General features: G+C 62.6%; 16 protein-coding genes and 1 tRNA gene. 10 read left to right on the forward strand and 7 right to left on the reverse strand.

Features of this window, described 5'->3' with window-relative positions; translation table 11 throughout:
- Positions 1-2: 2 nt before the first annotated feature.
- Together RA302_RS21885 and RA302_RS21890 are read right to left on the reverse strand one after the other, a co-directional pair.
- A complete protein-coding gene (locus RA302_RS21885) occupies positions 3-716 on the reverse strand; it encodes an ABC transporter ATP-binding protein (RefSeq protein WP_003939931.1) in 714 nt (237 codons plus the stop codon).
- Positions 713-1,516 (reverse strand): ABC transporter ATP-binding protein, encoded by an 804-nt coding sequence (locus RA302_RS21890; protein ID WP_030534910.1) that lies wholly within the window; start codon positions 1,514-1,516, stop codon positions 713-715. Before RA302_RS21890 ends, RA302_RS21885 begins: the two co-directional genes overlap by 4 nt.
- 114 nt (positions 1,517-1,630) lie before the next feature.
- On the opposite strand from RA302_RS21890, the gene RA302_RS21895 reads away from it, so the two are divergent.
- From RA302_RS21895 to RA302_RS21910, 4 genes are read left to right on the forward strand one after another with little or no spacing between them, the layout of a single operon-like run.
- The gene (locus RA302_RS21895) at positions 1,631-2,218 is read left to right on the forward strand and encodes a nuclear transport factor 2 family protein (protein WP_003939789.1); all 588 of its coding nucleotides are present in this window, start codon (positions 1,631-1,633) and stop codon (positions 2,216-2,218) included.
- Positions 2,215-2,985 carry an SDR family oxidoreductase gene (locus tag RA302_RS21900; RefSeq protein WP_030534911.1) on the forward strand — a complete coding sequence of 257 codons (771 nt, stop codon included), beginning with the start codon at positions 2,215-2,217 and terminating at the stop codon, positions 2,983-2,985. Before RA302_RS21895 ends, RA302_RS21900 begins: the two co-directional genes overlap by 4 nt.
- Positions 2,982-4,037, forward strand: coding sequence for a dihydrodipicolinate reductase (locus RA302_RS21905; RefSeq protein ID WP_030534912.1), 1,056 nt, complete (start codon positions 2,982-2,984; stop codon positions 4,035-4,037). Before RA302_RS21900 ends, RA302_RS21905 begins: the two co-directional genes overlap by 4 nt.
- Entirely contained in the window at positions 4,034-5,677 is a 1,644-nt protein-coding gene (locus RA302_RS21910; RefSeq protein ID WP_338477985.1) for a long-chain-fatty-acid--CoA ligase, read from the forward strand. Before RA302_RS21905 ends, RA302_RS21910 begins: the two co-directional genes overlap by 4 nt.
- Before the next feature lie 74 nt (positions 5,678-5,751).
- On the opposite strand, the gene RA302_RS21915 is transcribed toward RA302_RS21910, so the two are convergent.
- The 3 genes from RA302_RS21915 to RA302_RS21925 are packed head-to-tail and all read right to left on the reverse strand — an operon-like array spanning position 5,752 to position 9,273.
- Complete coding sequence (locus RA302_RS21915; protein WP_030534914.1) at positions 5,752-6,483, reverse strand: hypothetical protein; 732 nt, start codon at positions 6,481-6,483, stop codon at positions 5,752-5,754.
- Positions 6,480-7,997 (reverse strand): carotenoid oxygenase family protein, encoded by a 1,518-nt coding sequence (locus RA302_RS21920; protein WP_030534915.1) that lies wholly within the window; start codon positions 7,995-7,997, stop codon positions 6,480-6,482. The genes RA302_RS21915 and RA302_RS21920 overlap by 4 nt, the downstream gene beginning before the upstream one ends.
- 43 nt (positions 7,998-8,040) lie before the next feature.
- On the reverse strand, positions 8,041-9,273 hold the full coding sequence (locus RA302_RS21925; RefSeq protein ID WP_030534916.1) for an acetyl-CoA acetyltransferase: 1,233 nt from the start codon (positions 9,271-9,273) through the stop codon (positions 8,041-8,043).
- 123 nt (positions 9,274-9,396) lie between these two features.
- On the opposite strand from RA302_RS21925, the gene RA302_RS21930 reads away from it, so the two are divergent.
- The 5 genes from RA302_RS21930 to RA302_RS21950 all read left to right on the forward strand — a co-directional run bounded on the left by RA302_RS21930 (position 9,397) and on the right by RA302_RS21950 (position 14,292).
- Entirely contained in the window at positions 9,397-10,608 is a 1,212-nt protein-coding gene (locus tag RA302_RS21930) for an acetyl-CoA C-acyltransferase (RefSeq protein WP_030534917.1), read from the forward strand.
- A complete protein-coding gene (locus tag RA302_RS21935; protein ID WP_030534918.1) occupies positions 10,605-11,528 on the forward strand; it encodes an SDR family NAD(P)-dependent oxidoreductase in 924 nt (307 codons plus the stop codon). Before RA302_RS21930 ends, RA302_RS21935 begins: the two co-directional genes overlap by 4 nt.
- Positions 11,525-12,349: a DUF1295 domain-containing protein gene (locus tag RA302_RS21940; RefSeq protein ID WP_338477992.1), complete on the forward strand. Its 825-nt coding sequence runs from the start codon at positions 11,525-11,527 to the stop codon at positions 12,347-12,349. Before RA302_RS21935 ends, RA302_RS21940 begins: the two co-directional genes overlap by 4 nt.
- Positions 12,346-13,212, forward strand: a complete 867-nt coding sequence (locus RA302_RS21945; RefSeq protein ID WP_338477994.1) for an acyl-CoA thioesterase domain-containing protein — start codon at positions 12,346-12,348, stop codon at positions 13,210-13,212. The genes RA302_RS21940 and RA302_RS21945 overlap by 4 nt, the downstream gene beginning before the upstream one ends.
- An 81-nt stretch (positions 13,213-13,293) precedes the next feature.
- Positions 13,294-14,292, forward strand: a complete 999-nt coding sequence (locus tag RA302_RS21950; RefSeq protein ID WP_030534921.1) for a helix-turn-helix domain-containing protein — start codon at positions 13,294-13,296, stop codon at positions 14,290-14,292.
- A gap of 9 nt (positions 14,293-14,301) precedes the next feature.
- On the opposite strand, the gene RA302_RS21955 is transcribed toward RA302_RS21950, so the two are convergent.
- Complete coding sequence (locus RA302_RS21955) at positions 14,302-15,681, reverse strand: LLM class flavin-dependent oxidoreductase (protein WP_030534922.1); 1,380 nt, start codon at positions 15,679-15,681, stop codon at positions 14,302-14,304.
- A gap of 242 nt (positions 15,682-15,923) precedes the next feature.
- Between RA302_RS21955 and RA302_RS21960 the strand changes: the two genes are divergently transcribed.
- Positions 15,924-15,999 (forward strand) — tRNA-Arg (locus RA302_RS21960).
- A gap of 74 nt (positions 16,000-16,073) precedes the next feature.
- Here RA302_RS21960 and RA302_RS21965 read toward each other — a convergent pair.
- Positions 16,074-16,961: a site-specific integrase gene (locus tag RA302_RS21965; protein WP_051720784.1), complete on the reverse strand. Its 888-nt coding sequence runs from the start codon at positions 16,959-16,961 to the stop codon at positions 16,074-16,076.
- Positions 16,962-17,091: the final 130 nt, after the last annotated feature.

Raw genomic sequence — 17,091 nt, forward strand, 5'->3', positions numbered from 1 at the left:
GTTTACTCCTGGTACCCGAGATAGGCGCTGCGCACGACGTCGTCCGAACGAAATTCCTCGGGCGTGCCGGCAGCGACGATGGTGCCTACGTCGAGCAGGAAGACCTTCGACGCGAGTTTCATCGCGAGATCGGCATTCTGTTCCACGATCAGCAGTGCAGTTCCGTCGCTCCGGTTGATAGCACCGAGTGTGTCGAACAATTCGGCGATGACGATGGGCGCCAGACCCAGGCTCGGTTCGTCGCACAAAAGCAGGGTGGGACGGCTCATCAATGCCCGCGCGACCGCGAGCATCTGCTGTTCACCGCCTGACAGCGAACCTGCCAACTGTGTGGACCTCCTCGCGAGCACCGGAAATGTCTCACACCACCGCTCGATGTCGGCCTCGATCTCCGCCTTGTCGTTGCGAAGCGCAGCGCCGACGAGCAGGTTGTCACGTACCGACAGTTGACCGAGAGTTCCACGGCCCTGTGGGACAAGGCTGACGCCGGCGGCCACGGCGCGTTCAGGTTTGGATCCGAGCGGCGAACCGTTGAAGGTGATCGTTCCCTGGTGCGGAATCAATCCGGCAAGCGCACGCATCATGGTGGTCTTGCCGGCACCGTTCGCGCCGAGAACAACAGCGACCCCGCCGGGTTCCACGTCGAGCGACACCCCGTGCAGTACATTGCCTCGCCCGTAACCGGCATGCAGATCGTCGACGCTCAGCAGGCTCATGCCGCTCGCCCCAGATAGGCATTGATCACGGCGTCGTTCTGCTGGATCTCCGCCGGAGTACCTTCAGCGATCTTGTGGCCGAAGTTCAGTGCGACAACATGATCGGAGATACCCAGCACCAATCCCATGTGGTGTTCGACCAGAAGCGCTCCGAAGCCGAAGTCGTCGCGGAGCGAGACGATCAGTTCTCCCAACTCCTTGACTTCGCTGTGTGTGAGCCCGCCGGCGGGCTCGTCGAGCAGAAGCAGCGAAGGCTCGGACATCAATGCTCGTGCCAGTTCGACGCGCTTGAGTGTTCCGAACGGAAGGCCTGCTGCCGGCGCGTTCGCGACGTCGACGAGTTCGAGGCGTTCGAGCAGGTACCAGGCCTTCTCTCGCAGTTCTCGGACTTGGGCGCGCGCTGGAGGCCAGCCGAGAAGCCCGCTCGCCAGTCCGAAGCGGCCCCGAGACGATCCGCCGACCATGGTGTTGTCGAAGACGCTCATGCCGCTGAACAGTGCGAGATTCTGGAAGGTCCGAGCGATCCCTGCAGATGCCAATGCATAGGGCCGCAATCCCAAGAGGTCGGTTCCTTGCCAGGTGATGACACCGCGACTCGGTTCGTAAATCCTTGTGATGCAGTTGAACAGCGTGGTCTTACCAGCGCCGTTCGGCCCGATGAGTCCGCAGATCTGGCCGGCGTGGACGTCGAAGCCGACGTCGTCGAGAGCCGTGACTCCGCCGAATTCGATCGATACATCGGAGAGCGTGAGTACGACCGGGTCATTCGCGGGTTGTGCGGGTGGTGTGTTTCCAAGCATTGGTTTCACCTCCTCGTGACACTTCAATTAACAGTGTGATAGAGATTACTACAGTAAACAGAGGCACTCCGTCAACGTGCGGCCCCCGATCCGGAGCCGAGAAGGGACATCATCGTGAGGTCCAACAACATTCACGCAGTCGACAGCGGCGGGGGCCCAGACGTCAGGGACTACAGCCCGGTCGACGCTCTCGTCGCCAAGCAGGAAATCTACGAGGTTCTGGCTCGTTTCCTCCGAGCCGCAGACCGCGGCGACGTCGAGGACGCCAGGCGGTGTTATCTGCCCGGCGCAACCGAAGACCACGGGGGTGTCTTCACCGGCACCGCCGACGACTACATCGACCACATCGCCGGGGCCATCACCCACCCACGGTCACTGACCACCCACGCAATGACCAACGTCTTGGTCGAACTCGACGGGGACACAGCACACGTCGAGTCCTACGTGCTTGCCTTCGCGCGAATCAAGCACTCGGACGGCATAGCCGACACACTCACCTCGGCGCGCCTGATCGACCGCTTCGGCTACGAGGACGGCAGGTGGGGAATCCGCCACCGCGCACTGCGGTGGGACTGGAACCACGACATGGCCACAGCCGAAGGCTGGATCTTCGGGATGCTCGCGCCTGAAACGTCTTTGAAGAAGAGCAAGAAATTTCCCGACGACCTCATCTACACACGGCAGACACAGGAGCACTCATGACAAGGTTTCGCGGAACGCCGATAGAGGGCGCGACTGTCCTCGTCACCGGCGCCAATCGAGGGCTCGGCTTGGCCTTCGTCCAACAGGCGAAGTCGATGGGTGCCGCCAAAATTTATGCAGGGGTGAGAAATCCCGACGAGGCGCCCGCCGAGCTGCGATCCACCGGAGCACACATCGTCGAACTCGACGTGACCGATCCAGGACTCGTCGATGCAGCGGCCAGGGCGTGCGGTGACACCACAGTGGTCGTCAACAATGCCGGACTGTTCACCGGGAATCGGTTGATCGAGGCCGACGACCAAGCGGCTGCGCGAGCCGAGATGGAGGTCAACTACTTCGGGCCTCTGACGATGATCCGCGCCTTCGCGCCGGTATTCGCCGCCCGCGGCGGAGGATCGATAGTCAACGTCCTGTCGGTGGCCGCAATCGCTCCGACCGCCTTCATGGGTGGCTATTCACCGGCCAAGGCGGCTGCTCTGTCGCTCGGCGGCATCGCTCGCGCCGAACTCGAACCGCACGGCATCACCGTCACGTCGTTGATCGTCGGCAGCGTCGACACCCGCATGGCGTCACATGTGCAGGGCCACAAGGAAAACCCTCTCGACATCGCGGCAACCGGACTCGCCGCCATGCAACGCGGCGAGTGGACGTGCGACACCGATTTCATGGCAATCGACGCGCGTGCGCGCCTGGCCCGCGATCCGATTCGGTACGAACGCGGACTGGGCAAGCTCCTCTTCGCCGGCGAACTGACCACCCGATCATGAGCGATCCGATTCGTGTTGCCCAGTGGGCGACCGGCGCCATCGGCAAGACGGCGCTACGCGGAATCATCGATCGTCCCGACCTCGAGTTGGTCGGCCTCTACGTGTACAGCGACGCCAAGGCGGGTCGAGACGCCGGTGACATCGCCAGACGAGCACCGACGGGGGTGATCGCTACACGCGACGTGGACGAGATCATCCGCTCGCGCCCACAGGTTCTCATCCACAGTCCGCGGTTGCAGATTCCGTACGAACGCCACGACGACGATCTGTGCCGTCTGCTTCGCGCCGGGATCAACGTGATCACGACGGCCGGGCAGCACTTCCCCCGCGCACACGGCACCGAACGCGAGCACATGTTCGCCCAAGCATGCAAGGAAGGCGATTCGACGCTCTTCGGGGTCGGCGTGAGCCCAGGTGTCATCGGCGAGCGATTGGCGTTGGCGCTGACGGGAACATCGATCGAACTCGACCGAATTACGATCGACGAGGTGCTCGACGCTCGCGGCATGCCTGACCCCGACTTCGCGTTCACCGTCATGGGAATGGGTTCGCCCCCGGAGGAACTGGACGGAACCGGGCCGTTGCCCTCGCTGTACGCGTCGCTGTACCTCGAGACCATCGCGTTCATGTGCGAGCGCCTGGGCGTCACCTACGACGAGGTCGTGTCCGATCACAGGGTCGTTCCGGCACGTACGGATCTCGACGTCGCCGCCGGACGCATCGCCGCGGGAACCGTCGGAACCACCGAATGGCGCTGGCACGCAATGGTCGACGGAAAGCAGTTCCTCACCCTCGCCATCATCTGGACCATGGAACCTGATCGCGACGAATACGCGGGACGGGACCAATGGGAAGTCCACCTCTTCGGCAAACCCGAGATCGTGATGACCGTCAACCTGGTCGAACCACAAGATCCGAACAGTCGCACGACAGCCGGTCAGTTCATCACTGCAGGCCCGGCACTACGCGCCGTCGAGCATGTACTCGCTGCTCCCGCCGGCATTTTCGAACCCCCTGTCTTTGCCCCCTTCAGATTGGAGCATTCAGTATGACAACTCAGCCGACGGCCGTAGGTTCGACTGCCACCCGTGAACCTGCCACCCGTGAACCTGCCGTCCGTCAACCTTCCGTGAACGCGCTCCTGCCCGACGGTCGCCCCGTGCAGAATCTGGAAGACTTGCTGCGCAGCCGGGCGATTGCCAGTCCGGAGAGCACCGCCGTCATCTCCGATGACGGGCGTACCAGTTTCCGTGAACTCGACATCGAAACAAATCGTGTCGCGAATGCACTTCTGCGCGATGGTGTTCGACCCGGCGACCGGGTGGCGTACATCGGGGCCAATGCACCGTCTTTCCTCTCCGTCCTGTACGGATCTTCGAAGATGGGCTCGATTCTGACGGCCGTCAACAATCGGCTGGCACCGGGCGAGGTCGACTACATCCTGAGCAACAGCGAGCCGACCGTCGTCGTACTCGGAGCAGGCGATGAGGGCCTCTCCGACGTCGCCGCGGCGGTCGGTAGCGTCCGGACCGTCGTCACGGTGGATGGCGCCGGAAACTCGATCTCGTGGAACGACTGGCTTTCCGGTGTCGGCGACGACGATCCGGGGTCGTCGCGCCGCCCCGACGACACAGCGCTGATCTTCTACTCGTCGGGAACCACCGGTCACCCCAAGGGAATCGAACTCACCGGCGCCAACCTCGGCCGTGCCCTCGCCACCATGTATCACCTGCTCGATCTCGACACCGACTCCGTGGCTATGTGCCCGGTTCCGTTCTTCCATGTGGCCGGACTGGGTCTCGCCCTGGTCACGACGCTCGGCGGTGGCGCTCTACTGCTCGAGACCATCGCCGGACCTCTCGAACTCGTCGCGCTGATGCAGGAGTACAAAGTCACGCATGCGGTCACCGTTCCCGCGGTGATCAGCGTCCTGACCTCCCTTCCGGCTGTGCGCGAGGCAGATTGGAGTGCCCTGCAGTTCCTGGTCTACGGAGCCGCGCCGATGCCACTGCCCCTGTTGCAAGACGCGACCGAGGTCTTCGGGTGTAGTTTCCTGCAGGCATACGGACTCACCGAGTCGACCGGCGGCGTCACCATGCTGACCCCGGAAGATCATCGGGCGACCGACGAGTCGACCGCGCATCGGTTGAAGTCCGTCGGGCAGCCGATGTTCGGAGTGCCCATCCGCATCGTCGATCCCGTGACGCTCGAAGACGTCCCGGTCGGTACCCGCGGCGAGGTCGTCATCGGCGGCGCTCACGTCATGAAGCGTTACTGGCGTAACGAAGCAGCCACTGCGGCCACCATGTTGGACGGTGACTGGCTTCGCACCGGAGACGGCGGATCGTTCGACGAGGACGGCTATCTCTACCTCCACGACCGCCTCAAGGACATGATCGTCTCCGGCGGTGAGAACGTCTATCCGGCCGAGGTGGAGAGTGTTCTCTCCGGGCACCCCGGCATCCGCGAGGTCGCGGTAGTCGGCGTTCACTCCGATCGGTGGGGTGAGACTCCCCTTGCCGTGGTCGTTCGAGCTGCTGATTCGGATGCAACCGAAGCGGAGATCATCGAGTGGTCACGCGAGCGACTGGCTCACTTCAAGTGCCCCAGTGCAGTTCGGTTCATCGAGGAGCTGCCACGCAACGCTAGCGGGAAGCTGCTCAAGACTCGTTTGCGACAGGACTTCGCTTGAGTCCATGACACGAATTCGGGGCCGGTCGCTTCGAGCGATCGGCCCCGATTTCTGTCATTCGATGTGAAGCACGCTCAGCGTGGGTGAATCCGGAATTCCACGCCGCCGACACTCAGCCCGGGCTCGACGGCAGACGCGCCGCTCGACGCCGCCAGATCGATTGCAGTGAGCATCGACCGCTCCCCCGGAACGAACGACACGACGCGTGATCCCAGCCTGATCGAGAGTGGTTGCGCCGAGACCGGTTTCTTTCCGAACACTTCGGCCCACAGCGTCGCCGTCCTGGCCGGATCGGGCGAGGACACGTCGACGGCGAGGATGTCGTCGACCCAGGGATCGAGGGAAACCTCCTTCTCCGTCTCATCCCAGAACCACTCGTCGGCGTCGGGAATCTCGTCGAGTTCTACGAGCAGTCCGAGATCACCGGGATGAAGTTGGACGATCCGGTGACCGTATGCCTCGAGATCTGCCACCGTCCGAACATCGGCCGCAGCTGCACGTTCCAGATAGGGCTCGATGTTCGAAACCTGGATCGAGAGTGCATAGCCGCCCTCCCCTCCGCCCTTGCGGATCCATCTCGCCAGCGAGACCTTCTCGTCGAGCGGCGCGACGATCTCGAGAAATGCCTGCGGCCCGACGGCCAAGGTCTCGTCGGCCAAACCGATGTCTTCGAGCAGTGGATCCGCGAATCCTGGTGCCAGATTCAATGCTTCGCGCAATTGGTGACCGGTCTTGTCCACGTCTCGTGCACCGATCACCACCTGTCGCAGGATCTCCCACGTGCCCGCGTCGTGCGTGCCCGTCACAGTCCGACCGCTTCGGCGGCGGTGTCGGCACTCTGCCAGCGTCGGAGCTCGGCACCCGGAGCCCACGTCGAGTGCGTACCACTCGAAATTCGTTCGGGAAGGCGAAGTTTACACAACGGTCCGTCTCCGACGCGGGCAGCGTCGAAGATCAAGCAGAAGGACGCATCCTCGTTCATGTCAGTGGTCAACGTGATGAGATAGCCGTCGTCTTCGGCGGTACCACCCACGCGCGGCGCCATCGAAGTCTCGCTGCCGTACACACCGTCACCGAAGGAGAATCGTTCCTCGTTGCCCGTCAGCAGATCGTGTTTGACCAAGCCGTCGAACAGGAACCACGACGGTTTACCCGAAGCCGCATAGGCGTATCGGTACTTCTCGCCCGCGAAATTCCCGTTCATCATGCCGAATTCGGTGATCGAGTCACTGAGTTGCTCTTCACGCGTGGCTCCGGTGACCAGGTTCAAACGCCAGCGGTGAAGCCGGGTCTGCATACGATCGAGAGCGAGGAAACGGAAGGCGCGCTCCCACTGATTGCCCATACCGTTGTCCGACGGTTCCGGATCACCCTGGTAGAAACCGTCCAGAACAATCTCGTCGCCCTCTTCGTAGGCGTTCACGAAGTGCAGGACATAGGTCGGATCGGCTTCGAACCACTTGATGTCAGAGGTATTTCCGCGGCGTGGGATGACTCCGAGACGCAGCGGGATATCGGGATGGAAATTCGCGACGTGCGCGCCCTTCTCCAGCAGAACCGGATCCCAGAACAAGGGGCAGTCGTTGAGGATCGCGTAGTTCTCCGTGAAGGCCATGTCGTGCGGCAAGCGCGGACCGGGAAGTGGGACGTCGACGTAGTGGACCAACTCGTTGGCCGAGTCCACGACGCCGTAGTGCATGTACGGCGCTTCCTTGCTGTAGTTGAAGAACAGCATTTCTCCGGTCTTGTCGTCCACCTTCGGATGCGCGGACACACCCCATTCGAAGGGGAACTTGCCGTTCCAGCTTTCCTTGCCGAGTGTCTCCGCCGACATCGGATCGAGACGATACAGATCTCCGCACTGGTAGAAGCTGGTGAGAGCAGTCCCCCGGTGAACGACGACGTCGGTGCTGGACGCGTCCTTCATCCGGGTGCGCGCACCCTTGCCGCCCTCGGGGCGACTGAGTTTGGGAGACTCGGCAAGCCCGGCCCACAACGCAGCGCCGGCATCCTGCTCGGCCGCCAAGCCGTCGGTACGTACGAATCGGTTGCGGTAGAACGACTCTCCGTCGCGAAAGCCCACGATGTGAATCATGCCGTCACCGTCGAAGGGGTGATACGCCTTCATCGAGGGATGGAGCGGATTCTCGGTGTTACGCAGGTAGACACCGTCGAGGTCTTTCGGAACCTCACCGAATACGACTTCGAGGTTGTCCGCTTTGAACTCGGTGGTCTGGGGTTGCCACGGGCCGGTGCGATACGGGTGATCGTCATCGGCGGGAAGGGTGGACAACAACTTGCCTACGATTTCGACGTCCATGGAATTCTCTTTTCGACTGATGGGGAAAGGCTGGGCTGCACTTTCAGGAAACTGCGTCGACGACAAAACTGACGGTGGTGGCCGTACTTCCACCGAAGTTGAGCGTCGCAAAGCGGCTCGCACCCTCGACTTGGAAACCGCCGGCCGTTCCCGTCACCTGATGGGCCGCGTCGAGAAGCATTCGGACACCACTGGCACCCACCGGATGACCACCGCCGATCAGACCGCCGCTGGGGTTGATCGGTAGCTTGCCGCCCATGGCGATGTCACCACTCTCGATGGCTTTCCACGACTCGCCGGGCGCGGTCAGACCGATGTGGTCGATCGCGAGATACTCACTCGCCGTGAAACAATCATGTGTTTCGATCCCGTCTATCCCGGCCAGGTCGACTCCGGCCCGGGAGAAGGCACCCATCACCGCATCCCGAACGTGTGGCATCACGTAGGGATTATCGGCGTCGCGGGCCAGCTTCTGCTCGAGACCTAAACCAACTGTCCGGTGACCCCAGCCCGCGATCTGGGCCAGCGGAGTCGCCGCGGCATCAGGATGCTCTCGGAGGTACTTGTCCGTCACCAGCACAACCCCTGCGCCACCGTCGGTCACCTGACTGCAATCGAATCGTCGAACACCACCTTCCACAACGGGATTGGTGGTGTCGTCACCACCCGCATTTCCGAGTAGATCGGGCACCGCCCAACCGCGTGTCTGCGCGTTGGGGTTGTTCTTCGCGTTTGCGAAGTTGATCTGCGAGATCGCGCGAAGGTGAGATTCGTCGATCCCGTAACGCCGCCCGTACTCCTTCGACACACGGTCGAACATGTACGGCCACATGAATTTTGCTTCCTGACCTTCGTGTCCGACCCAGGCTGCAGCGCCCAGATGGCCGGCCGCGTCATCACCCGGAACCGTCTTCTCCAGTTCGATACCCATCACCAGAGCCACGTCGTAGTTGCCGGCGCGCAGGTCTGCCATCGCTGCAAGTACAGCGATACTGCCCGATGCGCACGCCGCCTCGTGCCGAGACGAGGGCACACCCCACAGGTCTGGATGCACGGTGGCGGGCATCGCGCCCAGCTGACCTTGGCCGGCAAACAATTGCCCGAAGGCATTACCGACGTGGATCACCTCTATGTCGGTGGCAGGAACCTTCGCCGCGTCCAGGGTGTGGTTCACCACCTCTTCGGCAAGGTTCGCGAAATCGAGTTCCTCACGGGTGAAGTTCCGTGCGAAGTCGGATTGGTACCCGCCGAGAATCCAAATGTTCGAAACAGTCATGACCTCTCCCCTTGCCGATCCGGCCTCGGTGACGTCACCGAGATACCCGCGCAACGGCGGTTGTAATTTCACCGCAACCGTACTACAACTAGCAGAGTAACTCTACTAATTGAAGGGTTGAAAATGACTGATGCTTTTGTCCTCGACTACGTGCGAACGCCGCGCGGTCGAGCATCGGCGCGAGGCGCCCTCCACGAACACAGCCCAGTCGATCTTGTCGTCCACCTGGCCAAGGCTTTGCAGGGTCGAACGAACCTCGCCGCAGAACAGATCGACGACGTCGTTCTCGGTTGCGCATCGCAGGTGGACGAGCAGGGCGCGAACATCGCGAGAACTGCCGCACTCCTTGCCGGTTGGGGCGATTCCGTTCCCGGCGCGACCCTCAATCGTTTCTGCGCATCCGGCGTCGACGCAGTCGGCCAGAGCGCGGCCCGCATTCGCGGCGACGACGTGTCCCTCGTCGTGGCCGGTGGCGTCGAAAGTGTCTCCCGGACTCCGATGTTCAGTGATCGAGGACCGCTGTGGACCGACCCGGCAACTATCGCGCAGATCGGTTCCATCCATATGGGTGTTGCCGCCGACTTGAATGCCACGATCGAGGGGTACTCCCGCGACGAGTTGGATGCGTACGGCGTCGAAACCCAGCACAAGGCTGCCGAGGCCTGGCGCAACGGCGCATTCGAGCGGTCCGTTGTGCCTGTCCCCGGCAGAAATGGTGAAGCCGGAATCGCGCACGACGAACTGGTCAGGGCAGAGACGACGGCAGAGGGACTCGCCGCGCTGCCTCCGGCCTTCGAAGGGCTCGGCGCCGCCGGTCAGGATGCACTCGCGCTCGCCGCCTACCCTGAGGTCGGCAAGATCGAACACCTGCACACCGTCGGATCCTCTCCCGCCATGGCCGACGGGGCAGCGCTCCTACTCCTCGGATCCGAGAAAGCCGCGGCGAGAGCCGGCTTGACCCCTCGCGCACGGATCATCGGATCCGCCTCGACTTCGGTGAATCCGGTCCTCATGCTCACTGCGGGCCAGAGCGCCGTGGAGGCAGTCATCGCGCGAGCCGGGCTTCGTCCACAGGACATCGACGTGTTCGAGTTCGCAGAGGCGTTCTCCGCACTCTGCCTACGGTTCCGCCGCGATCTTGACGCCGGGCCGGACCGCATGAACCCCAACGGAGGCACGATGGCGATGGGCCATGCATTCGGCGCCACCGGAGCAATTCTCGTCGGCGCATGTGTCGACGAACTGGTACGGAGCGACGGACGCTACGGTGTGGCCGCGGTCAGCGGCGCCGCCGGTGTCGGAGTCGCGGTGCTCGTCGAACGGATCGCCTCATGACCGTCAGTTCACTCTCCGGCCGCGTTGCCGTCGTCACGGGAGGGGGTAAGGGCCTCGGCCGTGCCGTCGCACTGCATCTCGCGAGCCGAGGGGTCACGGTGATCGTCAACAATCGGAATCGCACACTCGATTCGAGCGGCCGAGGCCCTGCAGATCAGGTCGTCGACGAAATCCTCGAAACCGGTGGACAGGCCGTCGCCAACCACGACGACGTCACCGACCCCGACGTCGGCCGAAAGTTGGTGGACGACGCTCTCACTCGGTTCGGACGACTCGATTTCTGCATCACCAGCGCCGCGGTCAGCGGACCGCAGATGCTTCATCGCACTACCGCCGAGAACCTCAGCACCGTCATCACGACTAACGTCGTCGGAACCGCACTGGTCGCCGCCGAAGCCTCCCGAGTGATGCGCGAAGCCGGATTCGGGCGCATCGTGATGATTGCCTCGACCGCAGGACTGCACGGGGAACCCACCGTGTCCGCCTACGCCGCCAGCAAGGGAGCAGTCATCGCATTGGGACGCACCGCAGCCGGCGAAGGTGCGAGTCGCAACGTCTTCACCAATGTCGTACTGCCCTATGCCACTACGCAGATGACCGAGTCCGGAATGGATCCACGATTCATCGACATCATGGGTGCCGACCTGGTAGCCCCGGTGGTCACCGCCCTCGTCGATCCCGAGTCCACGACCAACGGGCAGGTGATCGTCACGGCAGGTAACGGAGTGCGTTCGGCCGACGCCGTCGAGGGCTCGACCGAATTCTTGCCCACCACCACAGAACTCGATACCAAAGCGCTCGACGCGCTACTCGTGAACAGCCGACTCGGCGCTCCTCACACCTATCCGAGCGCACAGGAAGCCTTCGCGGACTTCGCTTCCGAACTGCTCGACCACCACAATCAGAAAGCGCGCGCATGACCGACATCCCACTGGGCGATCTTGCACTGAACTTCGGTGTGAGCGCACTCGCCGTCCTCGTCTTCATCGCAGTCGTGATGGCCGTAGCCATCCGGATGAACAATCACTCGATCATCGACATCTGCTGGGGGCCTGGCTTCGCCGTCGTCGCCGTCGTCTCGTACCTGACGTCCATCGGGTCGGACGGCAACGATCTGCGTCGCCTCGTCGTGCTGGCTCTGACCGTGGTGTGGGGAATGCGACGCGGCCTCTACATCGGCTTCCGAAACCGTGGGCACGGGCAGGACAAGCGCTACACTGCCCTACTCAAACATCAACAGGGACCGCTGGTTCCGTTCCTGATTCGCAAAATCTACGGCCTCCAGGGCGTTCTCATTCTCGTGGTGTCGCTGCCCGTCCAGTTCGCGATGTACGAGTTTCGCGCCCTCGGAGTCCTCAGCGCGATCGGTATCGCAGTCTGGACCGTCGGCTTCGTATTCGAATCGGTTGGTGACTACCAACTTTCCCGATTCAAGGCAGATCCGGCCAATTCGGGAATGGTGATGGATCGTGGACTCTGGGCCTGGACCCGCCATCCCAACTACTTCGGTGATGCATGCGTCTGGGTCGGACTGTTCATCCTCGCGCTTGGTGATCCATTGGCGCTGATCACGATCGTCTCTCCGATCGTCATGATCAAACTGCTGGTGAGCTACAGCGGTAAGGCCCTTCTCGAACGCGGCATGCGCAAGAGCAAGGGGCAGGCCTACGACGACTACGTCGCCCGGACCAGCGGATTCTTACCTCGTCCACCCCGTCCGGCACGAAACCACGCGTCGTGAGCGCCCCCACGAGTGGTCTCGCCGACGTCTTCGATCTGGAATCGACCGGCCCGGACCGGTGGCAAGGGTCGAACGACGGTGTTCGGCTGCCTCAGCTGTTCGGCGGCCAACTGGTAGCCCAGTCGATTCTCGCAGCCGGGCACACGGTTACCGACGGCAAAGCGATCAGTTCCGTCCACACCCACTTCCTTCGCCCGGGATCGACGGAGCATGCAACCGAGTTCTCGGTAGATCGACTTCGCGACGGAAAACGCCTGTCCACCAGAGGCGTCGACGTCCACCAGGACGGACGACTCGTCTGCCGTTCCACGGTCTCTGCCTCCTCGATCGACGAGGGCATCACTCACAGTCGCGCAGTACCTACCGCACTCCCGCCCACTGAGTGCGTGACGTTGCAAGAGTTGGCCGAGGCAGACGGTGGGTTGGGTGAGGTGTGGGAGGAGTTCTCCGCCATCGAGATTCGTGTTTTCCCCCTTGATTCGCACTCCCCCACCGCGCATTCGGCGGCGCCTCCGCGCAACATCTGGATGCGTTCGGCTCAGCGGCTGAGCGACGATCCACTGATTCACGTGGCTGCTCTCGCTTATGCCAGTGATCTGATGCTGATGGCAACCGCACTGACTCCGCACGGCTACGACATCGGGCAGGAGCACTCGCTCGACACGGACTGGACTGGTGTGTCCCTCGATCACACGATGTGGTTTCAACGCCCTGTGCGAGCGGACGAGTGGCTGCTCTTCGAGCACGCGACCCCCACAGCTCACGCCGGCAGAGCAGTCGTGAATGCGGCGGCCTTCGATCGATCCGGACTCCAGATCTGCCAGATCACTCAGGAAGCGTTACTCATTGCCCGCACCGAGTGATTCCCGACTCTTTCCGCAGACCATTCGGTACGGTCTCGCGGTGCCGCAGGGTTCGCGGCCTATGATTTCGGGGTGGTACGAGTGAATGCAGCCGGATCTTCGACACCCACCGCGTCGGCGGGCGTCACCGAGTTGCCTGCCGGCGGTCCGAACGCACTGGCCGTCACGCTCGGGTTGTTGGGGGACGAGTGGAACCTCTGGATTCTGCGATTCGCCCTGTTGGGGTCGCGGCGATACAACGACTGGCTCGCCCTCGGGGGAATCTCCAACTCCGTCTTGTCCTCACGGTTGGCGGTCCTGACGGCCGGCGGAATGCTCGAGCGTCGTGAGTATCAGCAGAACCCGCCCAGGCACGAATACTCGGTCACCCGCAAAGGGCAGTCGATCTGGCCCGTCCTCATCACCATGTGGTCGTGGGAGAAGCAGTGGGCGCCCAATGAAACCCAGCCGCTTCCACCACTGCGGCACAGCACCTGCGGAAACGACTTCACCCCGATCCTGCGCTGCAAGGAGTGCGGCGAGGACGTGGACGTACGATCCCTGGACTCCCAAATGGGTCCGAGTGGGGACTTCTCACGCAGTGTCCCGGAAGCAACATCGCGGCGACGCTCCACCAAGTCCGAACGCCGTCCGGAAATTCTGGCTCACACGATGGAACTTGTCGGCAATCGCTGGTCAGCGGCGATCATCGGTGCAGCTTTCCGAGGCGCTCGCCGCTACGGGGAGTTCGCCGAGATCACCGGTGCACCACCGGCAATAGTCGCGGATCGCTTGAAGCACCTCACCGAGATCGGTGTAATGGAAACGCGTCCGCTTCCGGGTCGCCCACAGTGGTCGGAGTATCGACTCACCGCCAAGGGCACGGCGTATTTCCCCGTGGTGATGTGCATGATCTCCTGGGGTCAGCGTTGGTTCAGATCCGCGGACGGCCCGGACATCGTTCTCCATCACAAGGCCTGCGGTAAACGGTTCGAAGCGCGCTTGGGTTGCAGTGTGTGTGGTGAAGAGTTGAGGTCTTCGGACATCGAGGCCGTCGACCTCACCACCTCGGTTCACGTACCCGGGTCCGGTTGGTCCTGAGGTCCCCGCTCAGCCGGCAGTGCGGATCCGGTCGAAGCTCCGGCCTCGGTGTTCGAGCGGCAGCCTGTCCCCTCGCCCGAACAGTTTGTTGCGCAGCGTTCCCTCATCGTAGTCGTCCTGGTAGGCACCTCGTTTGGTCAGCTCCGGAATCACATGCTCCACAATGTCTTCGAAGGTTCCGGGAGTCACCGCGTACGCGAGATTGAAACCGTCGACGTCGGTCTCGGACACCCACTCCTGCAACTCGTCGGCGACCTCCGCGCCGGAACCGACAACGATCGGGCCGAGCCCGCCGATGCCCGCCCACTCCGCGATGTCCCCCACCGTCCATTCGCCGCCCTTCTCGTCGGCCTGACGAAACGATGCGACCGCGGATTGAATGGCATTGCTCTCGACGTTCCCGATCGGCTCGTCCGCTCGGTATCCGGAGAGGTCGATTCCCATCCACCCCGAGGTGAAAACGAGCGCGCCTTCACTACTCGCGTAGCTGCGGTAGTCCTCGAGCTTCGCCTGGGCCAACTCAGGGGTTCGGTCGGTGATGATCGTCAACAGTGTGTAGATGCGGGCCGAGTACGGATCTCGCCCGACCTTCGTCAGTTCGTTTCGGATTCGGGCAACGGTGTCTTTGAGAATCGCCTTTGTCGGTGCACCGACAAAAATTGCTTCGGCATTCTCGGCGGCGAACCGAACCCCGCGAGGCGACGCGCCGGCCTGGAAGATGACCGGCGTCCGCTGCGGAGAAGGTTCGGAGATGTGGATGCCCGGAACGGTGAAGTGCTTGCCTTCGTGCTCGATCGGATGAACCTTGGCGGGGTCTGTGTAGACCCCGGTGGTTCTGTCACGCACCACCGCGTCGTCTTCCCACGACGTTTCCCACAACTTGTAGAGAACTTCGAGGTACTCGTCCGCGTGGTCGTAGCGATCGTCGTGCTGGAGTTGGTCGTCCTCGCCCATGTTCCGTGCGGCCGAGGGGAGGTATCCGGTGACCACGTTCCACCCGATTCGCCCGTTCGTCAGGTGGTCGAGGGTGCTCAAGCGCCGAGCGAACGGGTAGGGATGCTCGAAAGCTGTACCTGCGGTGATCCCGAAGCCCAAGTGCTCGGTCACGGCAGCCATCGCCGACGCCAGCAGTAGCGGGTCCGAGACCGGTACCTGCGCGCCCTGCCGCAGCGCTGCGTCGTGATTGCCGCCGTACACGTCGTACGTTCCCAACACGTCGGCCAGGAACAGCCCGTCGAATCGTCCACGCTCGAGGAGCTTCGCCAATTCCGTCCAGTACCTCAGATCCGTGTACCTGGACGACTGGTCCTCCGGGTGGCGCCACAGACCTGGTGATTGGTGGGCGACGCAGTTCATGGCAAAGGCGTTGAATCGGATTCTGCGGGGCATTCCCGCACGATGCCGTGCCTGCTCCGCGGTGAACACCATTGCGATCAGTGCGATCGGTTCGGCTCCTGCTTGCACCCGGCGATACCGTCGACTTCGCGACCTCGTCGGCGGGCCGCTACACTGACTAGCGCAGCTGTGACGCCCGAGGCTTCGTGCCGACAGGTCGAGCGGACGCAACAGCAGTATCGAGAAGCGAAAACCCCGGCAGCACAGGGTTTTCAGTGCTTGTCGGTACGCTCCCCGCCCTCGTAGCTCAGGGGATAGAGCATTCCTCTCCTAAAGGAAGGGTCGCAGGTTCGAATCCTGCCGAGGGCACCAAAGTTGCTGGTAGAAGCCCTAAAGCCTCGAAACGAGCGAGACTTTAGGAGCCGAAACCATCGCTTATTCATCGTTTATGGCGCGGACCACTTATTCTGCGCTGCCTCGTCGGCACTCGGACGGACGGCGATATCAAGCACATCTGCAACTGCCGAATGCGTCCTTCCGCGATCGAAATAGTGGTCCGAGGTCATCGAAACCTTGGCATGCCCAAGGTGATCTGCACCGACCCGAGCGGACAGCCCGGCCTCGTCTGCGAGCGTGGCAACTGTGCGCCGGAATGAGTGCGATGCAACCCATTCAAACCCGAGCACACCGCGCACCCGAGCAAATTGACCGGAAAAGTTATCAGGATCTCTCTCGGTTCCGACCGCGGAGGGAAAAATCAACCCACTTTCGCTCGGATGAAACTCATCGGCACGGCGATTCAGCATCTCAACGACAAACCCAGGCAGCGCGATCACGCGCCGGGAGGTCGCAGACTTGGTGACGGACTCGCGAATTGAGCCAACTCCTTTCCCCCGCACCACCCGCCCGGTGACCGCAATCGTCCCTGCCTCGGTGTCATAGTCCTGCCATCGAAGACCAAGCATCTCGGAGCGGCGCAGACCCGTGCCTGCCAGCAGGAGGACTGGGTCCACCAAATCGACAGCCCTAGCCCACTCAGAGACCGTTCGCGTCGTCTCGGTAGCTACCTTCTTCTTGCCGCGAGTCTCCAGGGGCAAGGGAAGCTGCGATGTTTTCACGCCGTGAAGTAGCGCCGCTAATTCCTCGGGCATCAATGAGCGGCGCTTGTTCGGAGCTTCCGCGGCTTTTGAAGGGAAACGCACCGGCCCGACATCCCTCATCGGATCTCGGTTTACCGCACCATCACGAATAGCCAAAACGAAAACACCCGACAGGACCGACTTCGCCTGCTTCGCGGTCGTCGGCCCGTGCGCTTCCGCCAACTCGACCAGCAATTTGTCCAGCCGACGAGGAGTGCACTCCCGAATCAGCAGGCCACCTGACCTCGCATCGAGCTTGGCAATAATTTCTCGATAGGTATCAACAGTCCGGACAGACTAACTGCGAGCCTTGAGGTCAGACAGC

Source organism: Rhodococcus sp. DN22 (assembly GCF_036669995.1).
GTDB classification, from domain to species: Bacteria; Actinomycetota; Actinomycetes; order Mycobacteriales; family Mycobacteriaceae; genus Rhodococcus_F; species Rhodococcus_F erythropolis.